This window comes from Paenibacillus herberti, assembly GCF_002233675.1.
Classification (GTDB): Bacteria; Bacillota; Bacilli; order Paenibacillales; family Paenibacillaceae; genus Paenibacillus_O; species Paenibacillus_O herberti.
This window is the reverse complement of record NZ_NMUQ01000002.1, coordinates 550603-576919: the sequence shown is the minus strand read 5'-3', so window position 1 is coordinate 576919 and position 26317 is coordinate 550603. Positions and strand designations below refer to the sequence as shown.

The 26317-nt window shown below is 51.5% G+C and carries 24 protein-coding genes; 15 read left to right on the top strand and 9 right to left on the bottom strand.

Annotated elements, in window-relative coordinates; genetic code table 11:
- From CGZ75_RS25625 to CGZ75_RS15060, 3 genes are all read left to right on the top strand, one after another.
- A partial coding sequence (locus tag CGZ75_RS25625; RefSeq protein ID WP_281255114.1) for an exosporium glycoprotein BclB-related protein occupies nt 1-919 on the top strand: 919 nt, incomplete at its 5' end.
- 198 nt (nt 920-1117) lie between these two features.
- Complete coding sequence (locus tag CGZ75_RS15065; RefSeq protein ID WP_089525101.1) at nt 1118-1804, top strand: queuosine precursor transporter; 687 nt, start codon at nt 1118-1120, stop codon at nt 1802-1804.
- Between the two features lie 114 nt (nt 1805-1918).
- Nucleotides 1919-2437, top strand: coding sequence for a DinB family protein (locus CGZ75_RS15060; RefSeq protein ID WP_089525100.1), 519 nt, complete (start codon nt 1919-1921; stop codon nt 2435-2437).
- 23 nt (nt 2438-2460) lie between these two features.
- Here CGZ75_RS15060 and CGZ75_RS15055 read toward each other — a convergent pair whose 3' ends face one another.
- Nucleotides 2461-3270 carry a DUF817 domain-containing protein gene (locus tag CGZ75_RS15055; RefSeq protein ID WP_176444857.1) on the bottom strand — a complete coding sequence of 270 codons (810 nt, stop codon included), beginning with the start codon at nt 3268-3270 and terminating at the stop codon, nt 2461-2463.
- 155 nt (nt 3271-3425) lie between these two features.
- On the bottom strand, nt 3426-3908 hold the full coding sequence (locus CGZ75_RS15050) for a GAF domain-containing protein (RefSeq protein ID WP_089525099.1): 483 nt from the start codon (nt 3906-3908) through the stop codon (nt 3426-3428).
- Nucleotides 3909-4248: 340 nt separating this feature from the next.
- Between CGZ75_RS15050 and CGZ75_RS15045 the strand changes: the two genes are divergently transcribed.
- The 3 genes from CGZ75_RS15045 to CGZ75_RS15035 all read left to right on the top strand — a co-directional run bounded on the left by CGZ75_RS15045 (nt 4249) and on the right by CGZ75_RS15035 (nt 9800).
- Nucleotides 4249-5973: an ABC transporter ATP-binding protein gene (locus CGZ75_RS15045; RefSeq protein ID WP_176444919.1), complete on the top strand. Its 1725-nt coding sequence runs from the start codon at nt 4249-4251 to the stop codon at nt 5971-5973.
- Complete coding sequence (locus tag CGZ75_RS15040) at nt 5970-7859, top strand: ABC transporter ATP-binding protein (RefSeq protein WP_089525097.1); 1890 nt, start codon at nt 5970-5972, stop codon at nt 7857-7859. The genes CGZ75_RS15045 and CGZ75_RS15040 overlap by 4 nt, the downstream gene beginning before the upstream one ends.
- A gap of 432 nt (nt 7860-8291) precedes the next feature.
- Complete coding sequence (locus CGZ75_RS15035) at nt 8292-9800, top strand: sulfatase family protein (RefSeq protein ID WP_089525096.1); 1509 nt, start codon at nt 8292-8294, stop codon at nt 9798-9800.
- 119 nt (nt 9801-9919) lie between these two features.
- Here the strand turns inward: CGZ75_RS15035 and CGZ75_RS15030 are convergent, their stop codons facing one another.
- Complete coding sequence (locus CGZ75_RS15030) at nt 9920-11773, bottom strand: GMC family oxidoreductase (protein ID WP_089525095.1); 1854 nt, start codon at nt 11771-11773, stop codon at nt 9920-9922.
- A gap of 232 nt (nt 11774-12005) precedes the next feature.
- Here CGZ75_RS15030 and CGZ75_RS15025 point away from each other — a divergent pair, with 232 nt between their 5' ends.
- Nucleotides 12006-12383 (top strand): ACT domain-containing protein, encoded by a 378-nt coding sequence (locus CGZ75_RS15025; RefSeq protein WP_089525094.1) that lies wholly within the window; start codon nt 12006-12008, stop codon nt 12381-12383.
- 86 nt (nt 12384-12469) lie between these two features.
- On the opposite strand, the gene CGZ75_RS15020 is transcribed toward CGZ75_RS15025, so the two are convergent.
- Complete coding sequence (locus CGZ75_RS15020; protein WP_089525093.1) at nt 12470-13210, bottom strand: YceI family protein; 741 nt, start codon at nt 13208-13210, stop codon at nt 12470-12472.
- Nucleotides 13211-13398: 188 nt separating this feature from the next.
- Between CGZ75_RS15020 and CGZ75_RS15015 the strand changes: the two genes are divergently transcribed.
- The 4 genes from CGZ75_RS15015 to tnpB all read left to right on the top strand — a co-directional run bounded on the left by CGZ75_RS15015 (nt 13399) and on the right by tnpB (nt 17224).
- Complete coding sequence (locus CGZ75_RS15015; RefSeq protein WP_089525092.1) at nt 13399-14082, top strand: response regulator transcription factor; 684 nt, start codon at nt 13399-13401, stop codon at nt 14080-14082.
- Nucleotides 14067-15473, top strand: coding sequence for a HAMP domain-containing sensor histidine kinase (locus CGZ75_RS15010; protein WP_089525091.1), 1407 nt, complete (start codon nt 14067-14069; stop codon nt 15471-15473). Before CGZ75_RS15015 ends, CGZ75_RS15010 begins: the two co-directional genes overlap by 16 nt.
- 268 nt (nt 15474-15741) lie before the next feature.
- Entirely contained in the window at nt 15742-16146 is a 405-nt protein-coding gene (gene tnpA / locus CGZ75_RS15005) for an IS200/IS605 family transposase (protein WP_089525090.1), read from the top strand.
- Nucleotides 16147-16150: 4 nt separating this feature from the next.
- Nucleotides 16151-17224: an IS200/IS605 family element RNA-guided endonuclease TnpB gene (gene tnpB, locus CGZ75_RS15000; protein WP_089525089.1), complete on the top strand. Its 1074-nt coding sequence runs from the start codon at nt 16151-16153 to the stop codon at nt 17222-17224.
- A 367-nt stretch (nt 17225-17591) separates the two neighbouring features.
- Here tnpB and CGZ75_RS14995 read toward each other — a convergent pair whose 3' ends face one another.
- Nucleotides 17592-18173 carry a TetR/AcrR family transcriptional regulator gene (locus CGZ75_RS14995; RefSeq protein ID WP_281255113.1) on the bottom strand — a complete coding sequence of 194 codons (582 nt, stop codon included), beginning with the start codon at nt 18171-18173 and terminating at the stop codon, nt 17592-17594.
- Nucleotides 18174-18340: 167 nt separating this feature from the next.
- Between CGZ75_RS14995 and CGZ75_RS14990 the strand changes: the two genes are divergently transcribed.
- A complete protein-coding gene (locus CGZ75_RS14990) occupies nt 18341-18991 on the top strand; it encodes an FMN-dependent NADH-azoreductase (RefSeq protein ID WP_089525088.1) in 651 nt (216 codons plus the stop codon).
- Nucleotides 18992-19006: 15 nt separating this feature from the next.
- Here the strand turns inward: CGZ75_RS14990 and CGZ75_RS14985 are convergent, their stop codons facing one another.
- Together CGZ75_RS14985 and CGZ75_RS14980 are read right to left on the bottom strand one after the other, a co-directional pair.
- Nucleotides 19007-19195, bottom strand: coding sequence for a hypothetical protein (locus tag CGZ75_RS14985; RefSeq protein ID WP_089525087.1), 189 nt, complete (start codon nt 19193-19195; stop codon nt 19007-19009).
- A gap of 65 nt (nt 19196-19260) precedes the next feature.
- Nucleotides 19261-20112 (bottom strand): phosphotransferase family protein, encoded by an 852-nt coding sequence (locus CGZ75_RS14980; protein ID WP_089525086.1) that lies wholly within the window; start codon nt 20110-20112, stop codon nt 19261-19263.
- Between the two features lie 201 nt (nt 20113-20313).
- Between CGZ75_RS14980 and CGZ75_RS25350 the strand changes: the two genes are divergently transcribed.
- Both CGZ75_RS25350 and yidC read left to right on the top strand, forming a co-directional pair.
- The gene (locus tag CGZ75_RS25350) at nt 20314-20706 is read left to right on the top strand and encodes a hypothetical protein (RefSeq protein WP_176444856.1); all 393 of its coding nucleotides are present in this window, start codon (nt 20314-20316) and stop codon (nt 20704-20706) included.
- On the top strand, nt 20600-21475 hold the full coding sequence (gene yidC, locus CGZ75_RS14975) for a membrane protein insertase YidC (RefSeq protein ID WP_089525085.1): 876 nt from the start codon (nt 20600-20602) through the stop codon (nt 21473-21475). Before CGZ75_RS25350 ends, yidC begins: the two co-directional genes overlap by 107 nt.
- Nucleotides 21476-21794: 319 nt before the next feature.
- Here yidC and CGZ75_RS14970 read toward each other — a convergent pair whose 3' ends face one another.
- Both CGZ75_RS14970 and CGZ75_RS14965 read right to left on the bottom strand, forming a co-directional pair.
- Nucleotides 21795-22250: a hypothetical protein gene (locus CGZ75_RS14970; protein WP_089525084.1), complete on the bottom strand. Its 456-nt coding sequence runs from the start codon at nt 22248-22250 to the stop codon at nt 21795-21797.
- A 161-nt stretch (nt 22251-22411) separates the two neighbouring features.
- Complete coding sequence (locus CGZ75_RS14965; protein WP_089525083.1) at nt 22412-22675, bottom strand: ATP-binding cassette domain-containing protein; 264 nt, start codon at nt 22673-22675, stop codon at nt 22412-22414.
- 225 nt (nt 22676-22900) lie between these two features.
- On the opposite strand from CGZ75_RS14965, the gene CGZ75_RS14960 reads away from it, so the two are divergent.
- Nucleotides 22901-26206 carry a choice-of-anchor I family protein gene (locus CGZ75_RS14960; protein WP_176444855.1) on the top strand — a complete coding sequence of 1102 codons (3306 nt, stop codon included), beginning with the start codon at nt 22901-22903 and terminating at the stop codon, nt 26204-26206.
- Nucleotides 26207-26317: the final 111 nt, after the last annotated feature.

Below are 26317 nucleotides of genomic sequence, written 5' to 3'. Positions count from 1 at the left end.
AGCCACGGGAAGCACCGGGGTGACTGGAGCGACTGGAGCGATCGGAACGGCGGGAGTAACGGGAGTAACGGGAGTAACGGGAGTAACGGGAGCCACGGGAGTCACAGGTGTAACGGGAGCCACGGGAAGCACCGGGGTGACCGGAGCGACTGGAACGACAGGAGTAACGGGAGTAACGGGTACGACCGGGGCAACGGGAGTTGGAGCCACGGGAAGCACCGGGGTGACTGGAGCGACTGGAACGACCGGAGCCACGGGAAGCACCGGAGCGACTGGAGCGACTGGAACAGAGGGAGCCACAGGTGTAACCGGAGCCACGGGAGGCACCGGAGTGACTGGAGCGACCGGAACGGTGGGAGCCACGGGAGTCACAGGTGTAACTGGAGCAACGGGCATTGCCGGTTCCAGTGCCGTTATTCCTTTTTCAAGCGGGCAGACGTTGACGCTGACATCCTCGAGCGGAGGAACTCCGGATACAGTGGCTTTGGTTGGATTTGGGAACGCAGTTTCTGGGATCCCCTTCGCGGGAACCACAATTGATCTGACCTCGACAGGTGCAGTGATTAACTTTGCTTTTTCTGTACCGCGTGCAGGTACGATTACGTCACTTGCGGCTTATTTCAGCACAAGTCAAGCTTATAGCCTCCCTGGAACAATAATTACTGTAGAAGTTAGCCTTTTCCACTCTCCAACTCTAGACGATACATTTGTACCTGTAGGCGAACCGACGCTTCTACTAGCTCCCCCGATCACGGGTGTGACAACAGTAGGCCGTAACAGTAGAGGCATATTAACAGGACTTAATTTCCCCATCTCTCCTGAAGATCGGCTGCTGCTTGCGTTCTCGATCACATCGTCCGGGGTTAGTCAGATTAATACAATAATGGGGTACGGGAGCGCAGGTCTTTCTTTTACGTAAGGCTTATACTACTCGTCACACTTTTCGGCAGACCCCTCCAGGAAAATTCAACCTCTCTCTTTTGGCATCCCATCATCTGTGCTATGATAGACCAGGTTTTTCGACAGGCGAGCTTCGTGGGATTTCTGCGTCCAGCTCGAAATTCTCTGTCGCACGCGGTTCGTAACCATCCCGCGTTACCAAAACTAGGGGGGACTCATGTTTAATTTTTTATGGGGCGTATTTTTCGTCCTTGTCAATTTCGCGCTATTTCTGGCCTGCTTCCGGATGTTCGGCAAAATGGGGCTGTACGCCTGGATCGGCTTCGCGACGGTGCTGGCCAACATTCAAGTGACGGAGACGATTGAAATGTTCGGCATCGTCATGACGCTAGGCAACACGATTTATGCCTCGTTGTATATGACTACCGATCTGATTAATGAACGATATGGGGGTAAAGATGCCCGCAGAGCGGTCTGGTTCGGCTTTTTCATCCTGCTCGCCACTACCGTCATGATGCAGATGGTGCTCGTTTTTAACCCGGCCGAGGGAGACTTCGCGCATGAACCGCTTAGTAAGATTTTCGGCCTTATGCCGCGTCTGGCGCTGGCCAGTCTGAGTGCATACTTAATCAGTCAGTATCTGGATGTGCGTGTGTTTTCGTCGCTGAAGCGCAAGTACAGCGGGCGTAATCAATTCTGGATTCGCATCAACGGGAGCACGATTCTGAGTCAGTTCGTTGATTCTCTCGTGTTCTGTACGATAGCGTTCGCCTTTTACCCAGGCTATACGTGGAGCATCTGGATTCAGATTTTCCTCACGACCTATCTACTGAAATTCGTTATTTCAGTCGCTTCCACGCCGGTTCTTTATATCGCTCGTTCATTCCGATTCAAGGACGAATAGGCGGTTCTGATAACTGGTACGCTCGTCAGTCTAGTCGGCCAAGCAGCATAAGCGCAAGCAGGATTCGCGCATCACCTGCCGAAGGATTTGAGATAACTTTGGAGGTGTTCAGCTATGAAGCTTAGGCCAGACCTATCTACTGTGCCTGAATTTGAAATTCCTTATGTCACTTGCGTGCCGGAAGGGGATCTGATCGAGCTGCTCGTGCAGCAAAAGAGCAAAACGCTAGCTCTGCTCGGCGGTCTTAGTGAGGAAGGAGCGTCTTTCCGATACGCTCCCGACAAATGGAGCATACGTCAGGTTCTCGGACATATTACGGACAATGAACGTATTATGGGCTATCGCCTGCTGCGGATCGCACGGGGCGACAAGACCGAGCTGCCCGGATATGATGAGAATCAGCTCGTCACTGGAGCGCCGTTCGATGAGTGGAGTCTGGAATTTGCGCTGGCGGATTATGCTGCGGTTCGGGAGTCGACGCTGACGCTGCTACGCGGCCTGCGGCCGGGCGACTGGGAGCGCGAGGGCGTAGCTAACGGCTTACGCCATAACGTGCTGCTGATCGCCTCCGTCATCAGCGGTCATGAGCTTCATCACCTGAAAGTGCTACGGGCTAGGTACGGGGTAATTTAAACCAGCAAAAAAACCGCTGGACTTCACGAATTCGTGAGGTTCAGCGGTTTTTTACCCTTGAGTGCGGCCACCAGCAGAATGCTAATGATGACGAGTAAAAACCAGGAGCTGAGCTTGCCCCAGTGGACGATTGTCCAGCCAAGCTGCTGATCCGGGTAGGTCCAGGCTCCCAGCAGGGTAGAGATGTTCTCGGCCAGCCAGATGAACAGCGCGATTAACAGAAAGCTGGCCAGCACCGGCATGCGCAAGCGCTGCCCGGCTACGCTGTACTGCACGATGGAGCGCCAGAACAGCAGGACGATCAGGCCGGTCAGCCACCAGCGGAAATCTGGAAGCCAGTGATGGGTGAAAAAATTGGCGTAAATGAGCGCAGCGAGTCCCGTCGACAGTCTCGCGTTCGGCCATTTGAAGAAATGCAGGTCCAGCCTGCGCCAAGCTTGGCATATATAACTGGCCACGCTGGCGTACATGAAGCCGCTATACAGCGGAACGCCGCCGATTTTGCTCCAGCCTTCGTCGGGATAGCTCCATGAGCCCATGTTCACCTTAAACAGCTCCAGAGCGAGCCCGATGACGTGAAACAGCAGGACGACTTTAAGCTCGCCAAGCGTCTCCAACTTCGACAGCAGCATGCCGACTTGGGCGGCCAAGCAGATAAGTAATATTAAGTCATACCGAGCAATGCCGGGAATACTCATAACCTTGGTTAAGCCGAGAGCCCCGAAAATAACCAGGGGGAACACGCAGCTGAGCGCTTGTTTCCAGCCAAAATCGAGCAGCATCGCGGCTTTCAGGTATAGCGGTCTTTTCCCTGCGGTAGTCGTTTCGACCATGTCGTTGCTCTCCTTTTTCGTCTTCTACGCAAAAGGGAACGAATCGAGCGGCTGAAAAGTTTACTCGGTTACCACGTAAACGTTTGGTCTTAAGATGTGCTGAAGTCGTTGAAGTCAGCTACGGCTTGGTTCGGGCCGTGCGATGGCCCTAGAGACTAGAGTCCTGCCGTCAGAACGCCAGCGAAGCGCTCCAACTGCACGCGGTCGATCTCGCCAAAACGATCGATCGACGGGCTGTCGATGTCGAGCACACCTAGCAGCTCACCGCTAGGTGTCAGCAGCGGAACGACGATTTCGGAACGCGAAGCGGCATCGCAGGCGATATGTCCGGGAAAAGCATGCACATCGGGGACGAGCATAGTCTCCCTGCGCTTGGCTGCCGTGCCGCATACGCCACGTCCGACCGGAATGCGCACGCATGCGGGCATTCCTTGAAAGGGACCGAGCACGAGCCCTTTTTCATCCAGCAGGTAGAAGCCTGCCCAGTTTATATCCGGCAAGAACTGTCCTAGCAGTGCCGAAGCGTTAGCGAGGTTGGCGATGAAATTCGGCTCGTCCTCAATCAGCGACTGCAGCTGACGAATGACGGTATCGTACTGCTGCTCTAGAGTACCTTCGTATACGGTGGTATGGAACATGTTGTATTTCCCCTTTCTAAACTCGTAAGCCTCATTATAACGGTTCGCCCCCTTGTTTAGCATCTATGGGATGCTGGATATCCCTTCCAACCTCTTGCCCGTTGCAGACGCTGAAATCGTTGAGAATCGGAACCTGGACAAAATCCTAAGTGAGGAATAATGCCCAATTACAGGAAAATAAATATGTACGGAGCGGTCAATTCAATTTAGGCCAATTTCGCCATTGACGCGTTCCTCACGGCTGGGATAGAGTTACGGAATGGAAGGAAGTGTTCGTGTGCCAGGGGAACAAAAGAAAGGGAGAAAGAGGGCCGGGGGAGGCTGGGCCGTGTATAAGGAAATGCTCCTTCACTATGTGTTTCCGCAGAAGCGGCTGCTGATCCGGCTGAGCATCCTGTTGCTCCTCTCGATTGGACTCCAGCTTGTAAATCCACAGATTATCCGATATTTCATCGACACGGCCCAGGGCGATGGCAATTTGTCAGCGCTGTACTACGCGGGCGGCTTTTTTATCTTATTCTCCCTGCTACAGCAGGGCATATCGGTCGCTGCATCCTATTTCAGCGAGAATCTGGGCTGGACGACGACCAACAAACTGCGCGCGGAGCTGGCAGAGCACTGTTTGTCTCTGGACATGAGCTTTCACAAGACCCAAACTTCCGGCGCGTTGATTGAGCGGGTGGACGGCGATGTAAACGCACTGGCGAATTTTTTCTCCAGCTTCATCATCCATTTGGCGGGCAATCTCGTACTCATGCTCGGTATTTTGGTGCTGCTGTATCGCGAGAATGTGTGGATCGGCCTAGCTATGACTCTTTTTGTCGTGGGTGCGGTATATGTCATCCAGTGGATTCGGCGATACTCGGTGCAGCTATGGAAACGGTGGAGAGAGATGACCGCCGAGTTTTACGGCTTTATCGGGGAGCATCTGGAGGGGACGGAGGACACTCGCGCCAACGGTGCGGCCGGTTATGTCATGAACAGGTTCTACGATTTTACTCGTCGTATGCTGCCGCTTCGGCTGCGGGCTTTTCTAGGCTTTGCTACCATGTGGAGCACGACGATTCTCGTCTTTGCGCTCGGCAATGCAGTCGCATTTCTCGTCTGCGCCTGGCTTTGGAAGAGCGGGCAGGGAGGATTGACCATCGGCTCCATCTATTTGGTGTTCTATTATACAGAGCTGCTTGCCAAGCCGATCGAGAAGATCAGAACCCAGCTGGAGGACCTGCAAAAGGCCGACGCCAGCCTGATTCGCGTGCGCGAGCTGCTGGCGACTAAGTCGAAAATTCAGGACGGCCCGGGTGCGAACTTGCCGGACGGCCCTCTGTCCGTGGAATTCCGCGATCTGGAATTCGCTTACGAAGAAGGCAGCCGCAATACGCTGCATCGGCTGCAACTGAAGCTGGAGCCCGGCCAGACTCTCGGCCTGCTCGGCCGCACAGGAAGCGGCAAGACGACGCTAGCCCGTCTGCTGCTGCGGTTCTACGATCCGCAAAAGGGCGGCGTTCATCTGAATGGCACGGATATTCGGGATTTCAAGCTGCATGAGCTGCGTCGCAAAGTAGCGATGGTGACGCAGAACATTGAAATTTTGGAAGGAACGGTGAGGGACAATCTGACGTTGTTCGACAGTAGTATTCCCGACAACCGTATATCCGCAGTGCTGCATGAGCTGGGTCTCGGAGCCTGGCATGACACGCTTCCGGAGGGGCTGGACACGGTGCTCGCTTCCGGCGGCGGAAGTCTTTCGGCTGGAGAGGCACAGCTACTTGCCTTTGCCCGGGTATTTCTGACGAATCCTGGGCTGGTCATTCTCGACGAAGCCTCCTCGCGGCTTGACCCGATGACGGAAGCACGGATCGAGGCGGCGATTTCGCGTCTGCTGGAAGAGAAAACCTGTATCATTATTGCCCATCGGTTGGCAACTGTTCAGCGGGCTGACCGAATTCTTATCCTGGAGAACGGACAAATGCTGGAGAGCGGCGAGCGCGAGCAGTTGGCTGCGGACCCTAAATCGCGCTTCAGCCGCATGTTAGCCGTCGGAATGGAAGAGGTGCTGGCATGAAAACAAGGCATTTCTTCTGGCGGATGATCCGGTACCGACCCGGCTATTATTTACTTAATCTGCTCGTCTGGACACTGATTCATATGGTCCCGCTCGTCCCCGGTCTGTTGACCAAGGCATTTTTTGATCATCTGGAAGGGAGTTACTCTCTCCCTTATGGCGTATGGGCGATTGCAGCGTTGCTCGTCGCGGCCGCGCTCGGTCGCATTGCACTGATCTATCTTGGATGTTTGACGGATGTGAATGTGCGCACCCGCATCAGCATGCTTCTGCGCCGCAATATGCTCGCTCATGTTCTGCGTGAGCCGGGAGCGCGCGCGATTCCTTCCTCGCCGGGAGAGGCGATCAGCAATTTCCGTGATGATGTCGAGCAGTCGGAGGATGCGGTAAGCTGGTCGGTCGACATGCTTGGCCTGGTCGGCTTCGTCGCTGTAGCAAGCTGGATTTTGGTGTCCATCGATCTGCAGCTGACCGTACTCGTATTTGTACCGCTCATTCTTGTCGTGACTGCTGCGCAGATTGCCACGGCGCGCATCCAGAAGTACCGTGCAGCAAGCCGTGAGTCTACCGCTAAGGTGACGGGCGCAATCAGCGAGATGTTCTCTAACGTTCAGGCGATCCAGGTTGCCGGTGCAGAAAAGCGCATCGTAGATCGCTTTGTACAGCTTAGCGAGCATCGGCGCGATTCGATGGTTAAGGATAAGCTGCTGACAGAGACGCTAACCTCGGTATTCACGAATTCTGTCAATCTGGGAACTGGGTTGATCTTGGTGCTTGCTGGTTACAAGATGCGCAGCGGAGACTTCACCGTTGGTGATCTGTCGCTATTCGTTTATTATTTGACCTTTGTCACCCAGTTGATCTCCAACTTGGGCAATTTCATGACCTACTACAAACAGATGGCGGTCAGCTTCGAGCGGATTAAGACGATGTTGCAGGGAGCACCGGCATCGCTGCTCACAAAAGCGGCTTATATCGGGATTGGCAAGCGGCGAGTCGGAGAGGGTGACGGTGCGGCAGCAAACGGACGCAAGTCGGACTCATCAGCAGGGAGCATCGCAACGCGAGATATGGCCTCAGGCGATGAGAGTAAGGAATCGCCGGCCATCATGGCTTCGATAGAGGACGAGTTGCTCATCCCTGTTTATCAGGCGCCGCCGCTGGAAATATTGGAGGTGCGCGGACTATCCTATCGCTTCCCAGAGACGGGTCGTGGCATCGAGGATATCGATCTGACGCTGCGAGCCGGATCTTTTACCGTTGTGACGGGCATGATCGGCAGCGGCAAAACGACGCTCGTTCGAGCGCTCCTTGGGCTGCTGCCCGCGGAGGCTGGAGAGATCAACTGGAATGGCGAGCGGGTCGAACGTCCCGCCGATTTCTTTGTCCCGCCGCAGAGCGCGTATACGGCTCAGATTCCACGGCTTTATAGCGATCAGCTTCGCAACAATATTTTGCTCGGCCAGCCGGAGCGTCCGGGCAGCCTTTCCAGAGCGCTGCATGCGGCCGTTATGGAGGATGACATCGGCGGGCTGGAGCAAGGCCTCGATACGATGGTTGGTCCACGCGGCGTCAAGCTGTCCGGCGGGCAAGCCCAGCGGACAGCTGCGGCAAGGATGCTGGTGCGGGATGCGCAAATGTACGTATTCGACGATCTGTCCAGCGCGTTGGACGTGGAGACGGAGCGCCGTCTGTGGGAGCGGCTGTTCGAGGAGCGCGGCAATGCCGCCTGTCTCGTTGTCTCCCACCGCAAAGCCGCGCTTGCGCATGCGGATCACATTATCGTCCTTCATAATGGACGGATAGAGGCTGAGGGTAATGCGGAGGAGCTATTGCGCACAAGCGACAGCTTCCGCCAACTCTGGTACGGCGAAGAGGTCGGCTGAGTGGGTTCCAATAAGTAAGGCAATAGTTTCAACTGTGACTATCATGAATAAGCCACTCCCTGGAAGGAAACATTTTTTTCGGAGGAAGTGGCTTATTCTATTTTTGATAATGAATGCAGGAATCCAGCAAGGACAAGGGATGCGGGGGCTCGAATGTAAAAAACGACAAGCTAAGTCATGAATGACATATTTAGCTCAACCTGCCCTATGAGGCAGCATAATGTAAAAAGCGACCAACAAAAGCAGGATTCACAAATTTACAATTGAACATCCCGACAGGTAGCATAGGGGTGTAACAGTTGTGAGTGAAAGGAGTTACTCTCTTTTTTTCACGATCTGAAAGCGCTTGCGACCAAGAGCGATTCTCTAGGTGAAGCGATGGTACACGAGGCTCTGTCTGCTCTATTCAAATGATATTTAGGAGGAACGACCATGTCGCATAAGAATGAACAATCGCCAAGCCGTCCGAACATCCTATTCATCCAAACGGATCAGCAGCGGGTCGATACGCTGCGCAGCTATGGCGGGCAAGTATGCCAAACCCCGAATTTGAATCAACTGGCGGAAGAAAGCGTCGTTTTTGAAAATGCCTACACAAGCTGTCCGGTATGCACACCGGCAAGGGCTTCGATGCAAACGGGAATGTATCCGTTCAAACACGGAATGCAGACGAATACCTACGGCATGGGCAGCATGGTACATGAACTTCCAGATACGTCGCGGCTGCTCAGCAGACAATTGCAGGAGCAGGATTACAGCATCGGCTACACGGGCAAATGGCATCTTGGCTTTGGTCCAGAAATAGGCAAATGGCTGCAAGGAAACACCGCCTATATCCGCTTCCCTGATATTGCTGCGGGCAATCGGTCGCTGCCTACAGACGTTGGTTATGAAGCCGACGATTTTGCGGGTCATGGCGGCGGAGGTATGGGTTACCCGGAATTCAAGAAGTATTTGGCAGATAACGGGCTTACTTGGCAGGAAGAGAACAAGGTCAGCGGCCATTTCGAGTTCCACTATGCTTCCGAATTGACCTCGCCGATCGAGTCCTCTGTGGAATATTATTTGACGGAGCGGGCAATTCACTATATCGACCAGTTCCGTGATCGGGAAGATCCGTTCTTCTTCTCCTTGAACTTCTGGGGACCGCATGAACCTTATGTTGCGCCAACGGAATTCCTGAACTGGTACCGCGATGTGGAGCTTGAGCCATGGCCGAACTTCTACGACGACAATAAGGATAAACCGTCCATTCATCAGATTAAAAAAGGAAATACGAAAGAATGGGCCGACTTTGTTCCGTATATCAAACATTACTATGCCGCTATGAGCAGCATCGACGCCCAGGTTGGACGTCTGATGGATTACTTGAAGAAGCATAATCTGTATGATAATACGATTATTATTTTCACAGCTGACCATGGTGAGTCGCTTGGTATCCACGGCGGCCTTTGCGACAAATCGTTCTTCATGTATGAAGAAACTTGCCGCATCCCGCTCATCGTCAAGCCAGCCAGCGGTTTGGAGGAATCACGGACGGAAGCAAGCTTCGTTGGCACTTGTGACATCCATGCGACGATTCTCGATCTTGCAGGCGCCGGGTCCCCTCCAAAAGGATCGGATGGCCGATCGTTCGCTCCGATGCTGGACGGAGAGACTGTGGCCGAATGGCCGGATTGCGTCGTAACCGAGGGAGCTGGCCTCGAGGGCGCTATGTTCACCCAACGCATGCTCCGCAAAGATACGTACAAGTATGTGTTCAATTGCGGCGACATGGACGAGCTTTACGATCTGACAAATGATCCTCATGAAATGACAAATCTGGTCAAGCATGAGGATTACGCAGGGAAGCTTGCCGAGCTGCGTCAGTCGCTTGCCGACTGGATGGTCCTTCACGAGGACGGTCTGCTGAAGCAGTTCAAGCGTATGCGCATGGAATAGAAGCTAATTGGTCAAAAAGCAGTCTTGCGAATGCGCAAGACTGCTTTTTTGGCTGTATGGGATAATATAAAAGTGTCCATTCATCTACTCTTCGACACCGTGAGCTAGTTAAACTTTTCCTATTTTTTAATTAGCCGCTTTGCACCTGATCGCCTGCACCGATTATTGCTCGTAGGTTTGCAACTACTCGACCTTTTGTGGCTGGTTTTGCCGCTCCTGTCGCTCCTACAGCACTTGCTCTTGGTCGGGCATCCGGATATATTTCTGGACCTACAAGATTTACGTGATTCATTTCTAATAAATCGGACTGCATTCAACCCAATCATTTGTGCCCCTAAAGATGGGTTACCATCAGGTAAAATCGGAGCAATGGAAAGATCAGCAACTTTAAGGTTTTTCGTACCAAAAACATTCAGGAACCCGTCTACAACCCCTTCGTGGATTGTTTTTCCCATCTTGCACTGTCCGCCGAAATGGTAGTAATTGAAATAAGAAGCTCTGACATAATTTTCTAATTGGGCCCTTTTATCGGTATCGGGCAGTTGGAATATACTTTCACTGGGGTAAACAACCTCGTAGATGCCTTCTGGATCAAGCTGACGTGCCTTAACAATCATTTGATGGGTCTCCATGTATTTTTCCACAAGGAAATTTACATCATCAGGATTTCCCAGCGGGTTCAAATCAATAGTTGGATAAGCCTCCGGGTCGCTATGCGCGATCATGACGATGCCTCTGCTGCTCGGGTTCAAATCGGAGATTCCCAAAGACATCACATTGCTTGGTTTTGCCGGATCAAAATCCCACTCATTTACGAAAACATCCTGAACAGGTATATGGAATGGAATCGGTAAACCTAACAATAAAAGCCGTCTGCCTCCGATCGGGTTATCCTCTTTTTTGAACGCGTTAAGAGTAATGGGATCATTCGGATCAGCAGCCATAACTTGAAGCAGTCTGCCCGTTTCTACTCTTATCCCGATACCTGCACCATATTGACTTTGAAAGTTGTAACCGACATTAGGGCTATTAACCAAAGTGGATATTCCGACCTTTGCTAAATCCTCGGGTTTCCCAATCCCAGATCGTTGGAGGATAACGGAGGAAAATTGGCCCGCAGAGACAATAATCCCTTTACGTGCATATCTTACTTCGCAAACTCCGTTCTTGATAAACTCAACACCATAAGCGATATTAATAGTACCCTTGCGTTTGAAAAGTATTTTATTTACAGTCGTTTTAGCTAAAATAATTAATTTTCGATCTTTAACTCCAAATTCATTTGGATGGAGCTCATTTCCTTGAGTAACAATCTTTCTGTTTAAATATCCTGTTGCTGTAGATGATCGGACAAGCTTTCCATTGACCGTTTTTTGAGTAAGTTGCGCTTTTAAAGACACGACATCTCTGATTCCTGTATTATAATCTTCCTCGATTGGGATGCCAAAAACCTGGTGGGTTGCTTCTGTTAAGGTTTGAATTAATCCATTATTAGGAATATTTTGTTGTCTAATAAATATAGGGCCCTTAAAACCACGCTCTTGAGGATTTTGTGTCGCTCCTGTATAGGTTTCATTTTCTTTAAATAACGGCCGGACCTTATCATAGCTCCAAAGAGGATTTCCACTTAGATTTGCCCATGTATTATAGAGGTCGCTACTTCCCCGTACAGCATACATGCCATTATGTTCGGAGCTTCCGCCAATAGCGCGTCCGCTGCCTGTAATCATCTGTCGTCGGATTTGTTGCTCCAATATTGTAGCGACATTAAACGAATGTTTATTATTGGTCGCATTAGTGAGAGATTCTATAAGATTAGGACTGCTTAACTCTTTAGTCATGTTCGTTCCTGCTTCAAGAACCAGAACACGAGTATGACGGTTGTCCGTTAGTTTTTTAGCGATAATCCCTCCAGCCGTTCCTGCACCAATAATAATATAATCCACTATTTTTTTATTAGGTCTACAGCCCAAAAAGAACCTCTCCCCTCATGCCTATAGAGTATGAGGGGATACACACAAAAAAATGATTTTAAAGCCTATTTTTAAAAAAACGGGCTTTCTGAATCCAAATGGAGCGGAATAAGCCCATCCGATGGAATCTGCTTCAGAAAATAGACTAACTTGAGTCGCTCCCCCACTTATGGGTAAAATAGAAGCCATCAACAAGGATGACATTTCGACTGTTTTTGAAGGAGGAATACCCATGAACTTAGTATTATTGAACTCGACGTTTTCCATCGTTAAGCTTCCCCCGCGCGCAGAAGTGCCGTCTTGGGCGGATCAAGGTGAATTTTTTTCCGTCTCCCGTACACACGAAGAACTTTCCATAGTCTGTTCATCATCGGTAATACCGGATAACACCGGGGGCGAGATCGAACAGGATTGGAAATGCATTAAGGTAGAGGGTGTGCTGGACTTCGGATTGACCGGCATTCTTGCCTCTCTGGCCAACCCTTTGGCGGAGCAAGAGATTAGCATTTTTGCGATTTCAACGTTTAATACCGACTATTTGCTGATTAAGCAACACTCCATCGACAAAGCTAAAGCGGCACTGGAAAAAGCCGGTCATCCATTTATTTAAACAAACGAGCCCCGTCTGCGATTAAAGCAGGCGGGGCTCTATACGTAAACCTTGTTATATATCGTCATAGCTATGCTATGCGTTCATCAAGCCTTGTCCAACACGAGCTCGAGCCGTACACCGACGTCATTCTCGGTTTCCAGCACGACGTTGTGCGGATTTTTCATGCCGAAGTCAGCGAAGGTGACGGTCGTAGTAGCCGACAGCTTTAGCTGTCCGTTCTCGTAGACGGCTTTGCTGGCAAACACGGCTTCTTTCTCGACGCCGCGGACAGTAAGAGTGCCCGTCATGTTGAAGTCGTAAGCCGTTCCTTCCGTCCACTCGGACGGCAGGCCTTCAAAGGAGGAAGCGGTGAGCGTCGCTTGCGAGAACTGAGCTACATCAAGAAACTCTGGGCCTTGAATATGTCCATCCCGTTGCGAGTTGCCGGAGTCGATGGAAGCCATGTCGATCGTGCCGGACGCCTTCGTTTGCGACAGATCATCCACATTTAACGTCCAGCTCCCGCTGACCGCCTCATCAACAAAGTTGACTGTCTCCCGCGAGGTTGTCACGGAGAAGTATACTTTAGCCGCATCGGCGATGGTCCATTCCCCGTTCAGTTGCTCACCGGTCACCGCTGCTCCGGTCGCGGATTCGAACGTTCCAGCCTTTCCGCTGCCGCTGGCCTCCTGAGTTGAGTTGGCTGCATTGTTGCTAGCCGAGATGACGCCTTCCACTTCTACGTTGTTGCCCAGATAGTCATTCGTCAGCGCATAAGCGCCTCCGCCAAGCACTACGACGGCAGTAATGCCGGTCGCGAGCCATATCTTCGCTTTTTTATGCATAAGAGATCTCCTCTCGATTCATTCTATTTTTTTGTGCCTAAGTGAGCTTGATGGATACTTTATCAGACGAATATGTCGGGAGGATGTCGAGGGAAAATAAAGTGTTATTTATCGTTAATCCACTTGCGAGGAGCTTTCAGCTATGTAAAAGTAGCAGTACGAACATTGCAAAAAGGGGGCCAGGCGTCATGAAAACGATTCTGATCGTGGAGGACGAGGAAGCCATCGCCCGCGTTCTGGCGGCGTATCTAAAAAAAGCCGGATTCGAGGTCGACCGTGCGGCGGACGGGGAAGAGGCGATGCAGCAATTCGAAGCGGGGGACTACTCGCTGGTGTTGCTGGACATTACGCTGCCCGGTATAGACGGCTGGGAGCTGCTGAGGTTTATTCGGGCGAAGAGTGCATGCCCAGTCATTATGTTGACCGCTCGTGATCGTCTGCAGGACCGACTCGGCGGATTAAATGGCGGCGCGGATGATTATATGACAAAACCGTTTGTGCCGGAGGAGGTTGTCGCCCGCATTGGGGCGGTACTGCGCAGGCGGCCGCACTGGACGGACGGGGAGAGCAGGCGCTATTACGGCAATCTGCTGCTCGATTATGCGTCCCGCACCGTGTACTTGAACGCTGCAGAAGTGTCTTTGACGCCGCGGGACTTGTCGCTACTGCTCTTCCTCGCAGAAAATCCGAACCGCATTTTCACACGGGAGCAACTGATTGAGCAAGTATGGGGCATGGATTATGACGGAAGTGACCGTGCGGTCGATCTGTCGATCAAACGATTGCGCCAGTCGCTCTCGCACTGGCCGGCGGATGCGGGCGAGATCCGCACGCTCAGAGGAACGGGGTATCAATTTTGGATCGGAGAGTAAAAAGAAACAAGCAAACGTCCATCCTGTCGTATTGGACGATCCGCTACGTTGCTGTATTATGCGTCGGCTTCGGGATCATCGCCCTCAGCTCCGTGTACTTGATCAGGGAGACGGCTACCGACAATCGCCTTAAGACGGCGGGGCTGCTCGGGCAGGAAATCGCGGATCGCGTCGCGGCCGAAGACGGGCGGCCTGTCATTCCCGCACATATGAACAAGCTGCTCGACAACCGCTTGGACTATTTTAATTTTGCTGGCGAGATATGCCTCCTCATTACAGATCGGGACGGGAAGCTTCTATACTCAATGCCGGACACGAGCGAGCAGTCCATGAAGGAAAGAATGACCGCGGATTTGAAACAATCGAGGATTCCCAGTGAAAAAGCAGTCATAACGCCGGTCGTCGGCGAAATGGGCACGATCGGCCAGGTAACGCTGCTCATGTCCAAAAACTCGCTGGCTGAAAGCTCCTATGAGTTGGAGATGCTCATCGTCATGCTGGTCACACTCGTTCTCTCGGGCTGGCTCACCATCTATCTGCTGTCGCGCAAGCTGTCACTGCCAATCCGGCGGGTGGCGGAGGGGGCGAGGCTCATTCGCGCCGGTCAGTACGATGTCCAGCTTGACGTAGTAACGCGTGAGCGGGAAATTCAGGAGCTGGTCGATTCCTTCAAGGAAATGGCCGGCAGGTTAAAACAGCTGGAGGAATGGCGAGCGCTCTCGCTAGGCGGTGTTACTCATGAGCTAAGGACACCTGTCACCTCAATTAAGGGGCTGCTGATGGCCGTGCGAGATGGGGTGGTCTCGGAGGAAGAAGCACAGGAGTTTGTTGACATCGCCGTTCAGGAGACCGGTCGGCTGGAGCGTATGGTATCGGATCTGCTTGATTATAATGCGCTGTCGGCCGGCAGCGTAGAGATCGTTGGTGCGACTGTGGAGCTGCGCGCGCTTATATCGGAAATCGTTTATCAATGGGAATTGACGAACAAACAGCCGAATGCTGACATAGCTCTGGATCTACCCGACTTGGCCGTCTACGCCGTGGTAGATTCGCTGCGCATCCAGCAAATTGTGGTCAACCTGCTGAATAATGCACAGCAGGCTACGCATCCTGGACGCCCGTCTGCCATTCACGTACGCGTCGCCGAGGTTGGAGACCGCGCTTTTGTCGAGGTGACGGACAACGGAATCGGTATCGACCAGGAAGACGGGCCACATATTTTTGAACGGTTTTATCGAGGGGAGAAAAAGAGATTGCGGACACGAGGTCTTGGCCTCGGCTTGACCTACAGCCGCTTGCTGGCTCGTGCACAGGGAGGAGAACTGTCGCTGCAAGTTAGTTCTTCCGATGGTTCCGTTTTTGTTCTGGATCTTCCGGCTCGTTCCGAGTAGGAGGGTGCGAACTTAGTTACCGAGCATCCTGCCAATTAATCGCGCCAAAATACATGAAGAAGACCGAAAGGCTGAATGCCTAATTCGGTCTTCTTTTTTAGCTATTCTCCCCTTATGTATTTATTGCGGTTTAACAGATTTTTATTCAGAATTCCCCCACCTCTTTAGGCGGTGGGATGAATGGATGCCTGTAAAATACTTGAAATAATAGGAAGTCCCATGTAAAATAGATTCAATCAGGCGTATATCAAATAAGGTTGTGTTATCAATGGATTTAGACTCAAATAATCATTCAGTGTTCCTGCTTCACTATCATCTCATTCTTGTTGTTAAGTATAGGAGAAATGTAATCGATGACACCATTTCAGATCGCTTAAAGGCTATATTTGAGTATATCCAGCCAAAGTATCATATCTCGATTCAAGAGTGGAATCACGATGGTGATCATGTTCACATTCTAATGAAGGCACATCCGAATACTGAAATCTCTAAGTTCCTTAACGCCTATAAAAGTGCTTCATCTCGGCTAATTAAAAAAGAGTTCCCCTCGATTAGGAAGCAACTTTGGAAAGAATATTTCTGGTCAAAAAGCTATTGCTTACTTACAACAGGTGGAGCACCTATTGAAATCATTCGAGCCTACATCAAGAGCCAGGGAGAAAAAGCGAGGTGAAATTATGCTTAAAGCCTACAAATATCGAATCTATCCAAGCATAGAACAAGCTCATTTCTTTGCTAGAACATTTGGTTGCGTTCGATTCATTTACAACAAAATGTTGGCAGATAAGATCAGTCATTATGAAAGTACAGGGAAAGCTTTAAAAAATACGCCTGCACAATATAAAAGGGAATTCGAATGGCTCAAAGATGTCGATAGTTTGGCTTTAGCAAACGCGCAGCTTAATCTCGAAAAAGCGTATAAAAACTTTTTTCGTGATCCCAAAGTTGGCTTTCCTACCTTCAAGAGTAAAAATACGAATCATCACCGTTATACAACGAATAATCAAAAAGGTACGGTTGCAATAGAAGATGAATTTTTGAAATTACCTAAGTTAAAAACAAAAGTCCGAATCAAGCAACATCGTCTTTTCACGGGTATGATTAAGTCCTGTACGATTTCAAAAACACCTACAGGTAAGTATTATGCTTCCATATTGGTGGAAACAGATATTCAGCCGTTGCCTAAACAGAATACTAGAATTGGCGTTGATCTTGGACTAAAGGAATTCGCCATTACTTCTAACGGTGAAGTAACTTCTAATCCTAAGCACCTTCGCAAGTCTGAAAAGCGTTTAGCTAAATTGCAAAAAGACTTGTCACGCAAGAAAAAGGGAAGCAATAACCGTCATAAGGCTAGGCTGAAAGTGGCCAAGTTGCATGAAAAGATTAGCCATCAGCGTCAGGACTTCTTGCACAAAGTATCTTCCAAGATGATTAGCGAAAACCAAGTCATTGTCATGGAAGACCTTAGAGTAAAGAACATGATGCAGAATCATAAGCTTGCAAAGGCGATTAGTGAAGTCTCATGGAGCATGTTTCGTACTATGCTGGAATACAAAGCGAATTGGTATGGCAGAACAGTACTTATTGCACCTAAACATTATGCCAGCAGCCAATTATGCCATGTATGTGAGTACAAACATGCGGGGACAAAGGATTTAGCTGTAAGACAATGGCGATGCCCTGAATGTGGAACGGAGCATGACCGAGATATTAACGCAGCAAAGAACTTGCTTAAATTAGCCATGTAAATGGCATATGCTGGGGATGGGACATCCCTTAGAGCCTAGATAAACTTGGAACGTTCGTTCTATTGACTAGGAAGCACCCACCTCTAAGCGTTAGCGAAGGTGGTGTGTAGTTCACTTTTAGTTATGGAAAACGGGAATCTTGTTGAACAAGGTACGCATGATGAGTTACTTATAGCTGGCGGTCGATATCATTCTCTGTACTATACCCAATTAGAGAGAAATGAAGATGCTGAAAATATTATGGAACCGAGTACATATATAGATACTGCTTTATCAAAATAATAAAAAGGGGCAGTCCAAGAAGTCATCCTTAGATGACTCTGGGGCAGTCCCTTTTTGGACTATACTATCGCGCAGAGAATTAGGTTTAGGTTAGCTGTGCTTCAATTAACACCATCGCCGCGTTATAAAAATTATTGCTGTCGAATGCGGGCTTTCGGATATAAGCATCCACGATAGCGCCACCGTACAGCATTTCCAGTTGTGCCGCTAAAGCTTCAGGATTTCTGGCATTAGCTTGGCGGGCGATTTTTGCGACTTCACCTTCGTGATCTAATCGGCATTGCAAAGCTGCCTGGTGTACGGGATGAGTAGCATCGGGGAATTCAAGCAGCGTATTCGTGAAGGGACATCCGCGGAAACTAGGTTGCTTTATGCTTTCGGACAGCACCTGAGCGAGATGATGCAGCTGCTTAACCGGCTCATCCGGGTACAGCTTTTTTGCTTCCTCAATCACGGAGAGGCTGCGAATTTGACGTTTCTCCAGAAAAGCAACGACTAGATCATCCTTTGTTGCGAAATTACGGTAAAAGCTAGCTTTGGCAACCTCTGATTCGGCAATAATTCGATCTATTCCTACCGCACGTATACCCTCTGAATAGAACAACTCGGAGGCTACACCTAAAATACGCTCTTTAGCGGATTCTTTTTTAATAGTAACCCTCCTCATTTAGGTGGATAAAATTCTGATTGACATGAGACAGATCTGTCTGTATCATCTGATTACAGATGGAACAGACCTGTCTCTATTATTTTATGAAGAGCCTAGATGACTGTCAAATTAATTATGGTCCAGACATTAATTATGGTCCAAAAAACAAAGGGAGGATTCTTTTTATGACAACATTGCTTTATGTAACGGCTCATCCGTTCGACACTGATACCAACAGCCTTACGGTCAGCAGTCAATTTATTAAAACTTATCGCGAGGCTAATCCCAACGATACGATCGTCCATCTCGATTTGTACAGAGCTGATATTCCGCAAATTGATGCCGATCTTCTCAAACGCTGGGGACAACCGCCAAGTGGTCCTTCTTTTGACGAACTGAACTCCGAGGCCAAAGCGAAAGCCGTTCGTATGAGAGAACTGGTTGAACAATTCGTCGCAGCAGATAAAATTGTAATCGCAAATCCGGTGTGGAATTTCTTGTTTCCGCCAGTGTTGAAAGCTTACCTTGATGCGGTTGTTGTACCGGGTATGACGTTCAAGCAGGCCGATAACGGCCTTAGAGGATTAGCTGGTTTAGTTGGCACAGCAACTGGCAAAAAGGTGGTTCACATTCAAGCTTCAGGATCTGTTTTGTCACATGGCCGCTATCAAGAACTGAATTTCAGCGACAGTTACTTGAGAGCGGTAATGCAACTTCTTGGCATTGAAGATTTCCAGAGCATCTATGTGGAAGGTGTCGTGGAACATAGGGATCAAGCGCAGGAAATTAAAGACAGGGCCGCACAGCAGGCAATTGAATTGGCGAAAAGATTTTAACAAGACAAACTACACTCAGAGCAGGTAGGTATAGATGTAGGTTCTACCGCACATATTGCGCATGTCGGCGTCGTAGACCCGAATCCGCAGCAAGTCGCTCACAGTTATCGATTGAAGGTATTCATTGAGTTCCGACTGGCGCTGGAACACCAGCTCCTGCAATTCCTCTTCGCCGCCGTTGTACCGCAAGGTCCAGGTGGACATGATAGGCATCCTCCATACAGGCTAATTCAGATAGAATATAGTCTTTCCGTTTCGCGGACGGTTAATCACGGAGCGATTGTTGTTGCGGCACTGTTTTTTATCCGGGCAAGACCGTCTTGTACGAGCTTTCTCAGAATCAATTTCTCCTCCGACGGCAAAAACTCGTTCAGCCGCGCTGCGGCCAGGGGCACCATCCACTGCTCAAGCTCGCGCTCCTCCAGTCCGCTGAGACGAAGATAGGCCCGCATATAATGGCGCAGCAGCATGGAGCGGACGCTGCTGATCAGCAACGAGGCGATCATGGAGAGATCATCCGGTAAATACGCGGTTCGGAGCAGGAGCACCGTACGCGCTGCATCCGCAGCCGGATGGCCCGAAACGGCTGTCATCCAGTCAATTACCCAGTAGTTGTCGCCCGAGAGCATCACATTGTCTGGATGAAAGTCGCCATGGCATAACTTGTGTCCGGTCGGCAATCGCTCCAGGCAGGCAATGGCCCCTTTCTTCTCATCTTCGCTGAGCAGGGGGGCAGTATGAATCTGGCGCTCCAGTAAATAGACAAGAGATGGCAACCCGGAGCCGGGGCCGGCATCGGTCTGGTGAACGGAGATATGTAGCTTAGCTAGCCGGGAACCGAATTCTCGTGCGCGCCATGGCTGCTTTTGCAGCAGGCGCAGCATCGGTGCGCCGGGTACTCGCTCATAAACGATGGCCGGAAAACCCTGCCACTCCGTAAAGCTCTCTGTCCGCGGCACAGGCAGTCCGGCGCTAAGCGCGAAGCGAGAGGCTATATGCTCCTGCTGGGCGGCTGAGCGAGGGATTCTTTCCCTGAACACTTTCAGGATATGGTCAGGACCATAACTGTAAATTTGCGCTGTGCGGCCATGAGCCTCGACCGATCCGGGCACTCTTTCCATCTTAAGTCTTCACTCCGTTCCCGTGCTTCGCAGAAGTCGGATGACCTATTGCTCGGATGATTAATTATTGTTCATCGTTGTTATCTCATCCATTCTGCAATCGGTACCAGAAATCCTGCTCGATTTCCAGATACGGACAGCTAGCGCGAGACCCTCGCCCTGTGGTACGCTCTAACCATTAGAAGCCGGGAGGTGAGAAAAATGGTTGATTTACATGAGTTGCTGTCTTGGATTTGGTCGATTGGACTTGCCTGTTCGGCTGCCTATTATTATTTGGCATGGCTGCATTCCGACGATAGAAAGGCTTATGCGCTGCCGCACGCAACAGCAGTTGGAGCTCCGTCCGAGATCCGTCCCGCCTCCGGCGTTCGTCCAATCGGGCAGAGGCTCGTTCGCTTATTGAAGCGCAAGGAATCTCCCGACGATGATTCATCCGCCTGTCCTTCCTTTGTCGATGGCCGTTCCGTCATGACAAGGGAGGATATTCATGCGACCATTATTTCTGCTTCCACGGCTCGGAAAGACGGGCAAAGCGACGCTCGCTATAGGCGCTATTCTACTACTAGCCGGCTGCGGTGCTCAGGGATCAATTGATTCAGAGACGCCTGGTTTGTTCAACCACTACGTCGTATTTCCGCTCGCCTGGCTGTTAAAAGCGCTCGCGGGGGGGCTGCAGGACAATTACGGTCTCGCCCTTATTGTACTTACGCTGCTTGTGCGCCTTGTGCTCATGCCGCTCATGCTGCGGCAATACCGGGGCCAGCAATTAATGAAGGGTAAGCAAAAGCGGATGCAGCCGGAGTTGGATGAGCTGAAGGCTCGCCATAACGGCAAAAAGCCGGAAGAGCTCCAAAATCAGCAGAAAGAGATGTTGGAGCTTTACCGCAAGCACGGCTATAATCCGATGGCCATCGGCTGTCTACCGATGCTCATCCAGCTGCCGATTCTTACCGGCCTTTATTATGCAATCCGCATGAGCCCGGAGCTGTCGAACCATGCGTTTCTCTGGTTCCAGCTGGGCCAGCCGGATCTCATCTTGCCCTTCCTGGCGGCAGGTGTGTACTATGTGCAGGCGAAGCTATCCCAGCGTGGAATTGAGATGAATGATATGCAGCGCCAAATGAGTTGGCTTGTGTATTTATCACCCGTGATGATGGGTATCTTCTCGTTCACGGCTCCGGCTGCGATGCCGCTGTACTGGGTTGCGGGTGGTGTCATCTTGATTCTGCAGACACTGCTTAGTCAGCGGCTGTACCAACATCTTGCGAAGGATGACGGATCTGTTGCTGCTGAGTCGTCCGGAGCAGGAGGGCGTTCGAGAAGCGCTTCGGCAGGCGGCGCAGGTGCGGAAGGCTCGAGTTAGAGTGCGGCGGGTTTATGCTAAGTAATGACTGGAGTGGGAATTCGGGCCATTTGCGGCTCGGAAATGCACGGAATTAAAGGGGCCGCCCCCTAAGTCATCCAACGGATGGCTTAGGGGGCGGCCCCTTAATTTTTAGGCTTTCCAGTCCAACAATGGGGTCTGATGGCGCTGAATCGTTTTCGAATCTGATGCGATCCGTAACGGACCTGAGAGAAGCTATATGAGGTGATCTCACGGTAGAATCGTCTTTTGTTATTAGTATACGCCACTGTATTCAAAGTCGGAGACGCAGCATCCAGCAGCTTAGTTACATATTCATTTACACATTGACCTCGATCGGCTCGTCTACTCCTTTAACTTTTACAAGCATGGACTTAATGTTCTGCGAGCTGCCGAGATTGACGTTTTTGGAATCAAATTCGAAGCTGTCTTCGATCTGGAGACGGCCGTTATTTTCGATGGTTTGGCTCATCTCTTTACGCAGCGAGCGATCGGGATCATGCAGCAGTAAATTGCCCTTGAGTATAGGCTCGACCCACTCGACCTCGATCGCATCACCGCTCACATTTTGCAATATGACCTTGTAGCTGAGCTTTTTCCAGTTTTCTTTGCCGGAAACGTTATCCAGTCCCTCGCTCGCCGAGAGAGACTTCCATCCACCTGCGACAGGGGAAGTGAAATTGCAGCCTGCCAGCAGCAGTGCGGACAACACGACAAGCAATGCGGACAGCTTCATGAAAGGGGAGGCCGTCCTGCCTCTGCGCTTGGTGATCATCGGGCTACAGCTCCTTATCTAGAGAAAATGGGGAATTTAATTTAAACGCTATCGCTAATTGTAAAGGCCGTTCCAAAGGTGAATCAAAGGATAACCTGTGACAATTGAGAAAGACGGCCATGGATAAGGCAAAGCTGTGAAGGCGATGGCTTAATTTTATCCTAAATGGCTCTTACATAGACCCGGCCATCGTGGCGTTCCACCGCTACTGGAGCCTCGAAAAATTCACTGAGTGAATTTGAGGTCAACACCTCGGAAACCGGGCCGCTGCGGAATGCCTGTCCACGACGCAAAAGCAGTGCATGTCCAAGCTCCGGGACAATTTCTTCCGTATGGTGGGTAACATAGATCAGGGTAGGCGCATCCGGACGTCGGACCAGCTCGCTGATACTTGCAAGCAGACGTTCTCGCGAGAACAGATCCAATCCGTTGCAAGGCTCATGGTGGTTCTCCTCCCCAATATAGGCGTTGGGAACATTGTACAGGATTCCGCAGCAGTAGGTTTGTATACAATTTCTTCATAAAACGGTGATTCCGCCTTTACAACCCCTTGATAAGCTGACAAGCAGATACGAATAGCGGGTATTCGCGCTCGAAGGGCCACAGTGGGAATGTCTCGATGCTGCAGCAGACGACAAGGGGGATATGATATGAACCGTAGTAAAAAAAGATGGAGTCGCACGCTCAGTCTAGGTCTTAGCTTGACGACGGCAGTGATGGCGGCGCTGCCAGTGGCCGCACATGCAGAAGGAACGGCAGTTGGAGCCACGGGTGGCGCAGTTACGGTGAGTGAGTCGGCGGGTACAGCTTCGCTCGCTGGCGCGGCAGTCTCTGTTTCCGAGCAAGTTTACTCCAATACTTTTGGCATGACCAAGATCGGTGAATATCGCGTCGGAGTGTCGAGCGAGGACGGCGGCATCGCCGAAATCGTCAAGTACAACCGGGATAATGGATTGTTTTATCTGGTGAATGGATCTGCCAACCCGCCTAGCTTGGATATTGTTGCTCTGAAGCAGGGACAGATGGAGCTTCACGCCAGAATTGATATTAAGGCGCTGGCTCAGCAGGAGGACGGCTTCAAGTTCGGAGATCTCACGAGCGTGGATGTAAATACGTCGGTCAAGCGTATATTCGTGGCCGTTCAGTCCGAGGGAACGAACGATCCGGGCCGGATTTTGGAGCTGAATTATGGGGGCGTACTAGTCAACGTTTATGTCACTGGTGCTCAGCCGGATATGGTGAAGTCGACGCCGGATGGGCGATATGTGCTGACGGCAGACGAGGGAGAGCCGAGAGAAGGGGCTGGCGGAATTGATCCGGAAGGCAGTGTAACGCTGGTAGACCGCAACAGCGGCAGCGCACTCCAGGCAAAATTCGACGATCCAACGATCATCGCTGACAACGTGCATATCCGCGGCGTTGCCGAGGGCAACGGGCAGATCGTTGATAAGGGCGGCAAAGACAAAGCGCGGACCGATTTGGAGCCGGAATACATTGCACTCTCCGCAGATGCGAAAACGGCGTTTGTTACGCTTCAGGAGAACAATGCAGTTGCCATATTGGATATTGAACAGGGCAAATTCACCTCTGTGCAGGGACTGGGTCTGAAGGATCTGAGCTTACCGGCTAACGCGCTGGATTTGAACGCCAAGGATAAAAAATACCAGCCTGTAACCGCCGACGCTTACGGCGTGTATATGCCAGATGGCATCGCTTCTTTCCAAGCGGGCGACCGGACTTACCTCGTCACCGGCAATGAAGGAGATGCCACGGAATGGCCCCATATGACCACCGTCTCCAAGGTGAAGAATCTGAAAGGGCAGCTGAACCCGTCTTCGCCGGCGGCAGCTTTTTTTGGCGGGACAACCGTTTATGATGACGTTGAGGCGATGAGTGACTGGGGCAATGAGAGCATTTATATGTACGGTGGGCGCTCCTTCTCGATCTGGGATGCGTCCACGATGAAGCAGGTGTATGACAGCGGCAACGCATTCGAGGCGATAACCGCCTTTAAGTTGCCGAACTATTTCAATGCTTCCAACAGCAACAATAAGTTCGATTCACGCAGCACCAAAAAAGGGCCAGAACCCGAGGACATCAAAATCGGGCAGGTCGGTGAGCGGACTCTGGCTTTCACCGGGCTGGAGCGCATAGGCGGCGTCATGGCATACGATGTCACTTCGCCTGATGATGCCCGCTTTGTGAACTACACAAATACGCGCGACTTCACCGCTGCAGGTGGACAGAATGCGATGGAGACGGACTCCGCGCCGGAAGGATTGGAATTCATCTCAGCGGCGGATAGCCCAACCGGACAGCCGCTGCTGCTGGTAGCTTATGAGGTCAGCGGTACAGTAGGCCTGTTGCAGCTGGACACAACGCGTGTGGAGCTGGACCGCAAAGAGCTGCTGCTAACAGAGGGCGAGCCCGCAGTGAAGCTGAGTGCGGCTGTGACACCGGGCTCGTCTACGGTTGTGACTGTCACGTACACATCCAGCCAGCCTGATATTGCTTCCGTTGATGCGAACGGGCTGGTCACGCCACACAAAGCGGGACAGACTACCGTTCGGGCGGTTAGCTCCGATGGCTACGGCGTGAGCGAGGCGACCGTCACCGTACAGGAGGCGGATGAGCCGAGCACACCGCCAACAGCTTCGCCGAGCGTGCCGCCAACGGCAACACCGACACCTACCGCGACGCCTACTCCAAACGCACCTTACAATCCAGGACCAACGACTACTCCAAGCGTGACGCCGACACCAACACCGACCGTGTTGCCGGTACAGGTATCTGTAACGAATGGCATTGCAGTTGGCGTACTCAAGCTTGCAGCGCAGCCGGGAAGTGGGATTTTGAGCGTCCAGCTCGGCTTGGACCAAACTGTGCAAGTGGTAGAAACTCTAAAGGCTGCCAATGCGAGCCGTCGTATGCTGGAGCTTCAATTGACTGCGCCGTCGGATGCCACTGCGCTCAAGCTCCAGCTGTCCCATGAGGCCGCTGCCAAGCTGGCGGAAGCCGATCTGGCAGAGCTCAGGCTAAACACGGGACTGGCTTCCGTACAGTGGAACGGCGAAGTTTTCCGTGCGGCTGTTAAAGCGGCAGCCGGCCAGTCGATCGGTCTGATCATCGAGCGGGCAGGTGGAACGAGCGGAACGAGCTTCACAGTTAGCCTCACAGCTGGGGACACCGTATTGAAAGGGGCAGCGACGGGATCAATCCGCCTATCCGTCCCATATGCAGCTGCAACAAATGAGGCTGCTCGTCCGGAAGCGCTCGTGGCGCTGAATGCGGATGGCTCTCCGTTCATTCGCAGCCTGTACCGCGATGGAAAGCTTATTCTGGAAGGTGCAGGCTCCGGTAGCTACCGGATCGCCAATGTCCCCGTATTCTATGGAGATACGGCAGGCAAGTTCATGGAAGCTCCGGTGAGCTTTCTCGCTGCTCGCAGCATTATCAAGGGAACGTCTGTTGATGCGTTTTCGCCTCAGCTGCAGTTGACACGTGCGGATCTGGCCGTGCTATTGAGCCGAATTGCAGGTCATGACGCGGCAGCTGTTGGAGATCAAGCGGCCGGATTCAGGGATGTACCGGCGACAGCCTACTACGCTTCGGCCGTGGCTTGGGCTGCTTCTGAAGGTATAACTGGAGGCACGGGCAGCGACAAGTTCTCGCCGCTCGCTCCAATTACCCGTGAGCAACTGGCCGCGATGCTTGTTCGCTTCGCCGGCACAGCCGGTTGGAAGCTGGAGCAAGTGCAGCCGATAGCTGCTTTTGCGGATGAATCGGCCATCTCGGCTTATGCGCGAGATGGGGTAGCCGCTCTGCAGCAAGCAGGAATCATCGGAGGCCGCCCGGCCGCAGATGGCTCCACTGTCTTCGCTCCGCAGGCTGCTGCTACTAGAGGCGAGGCTGCCGCCATGTTAGCGGCGTTCGTCCAGGCTTCTATCATCCGCTAGGGATAGGGAGTTATTTGTAGACAATCCAGCAGATCAACAAGCTAGCCGATCAATAACCGAGGAAATGAATAACGGAGCAGATCGGCAACCGAGCACATGGATAAACAAGCA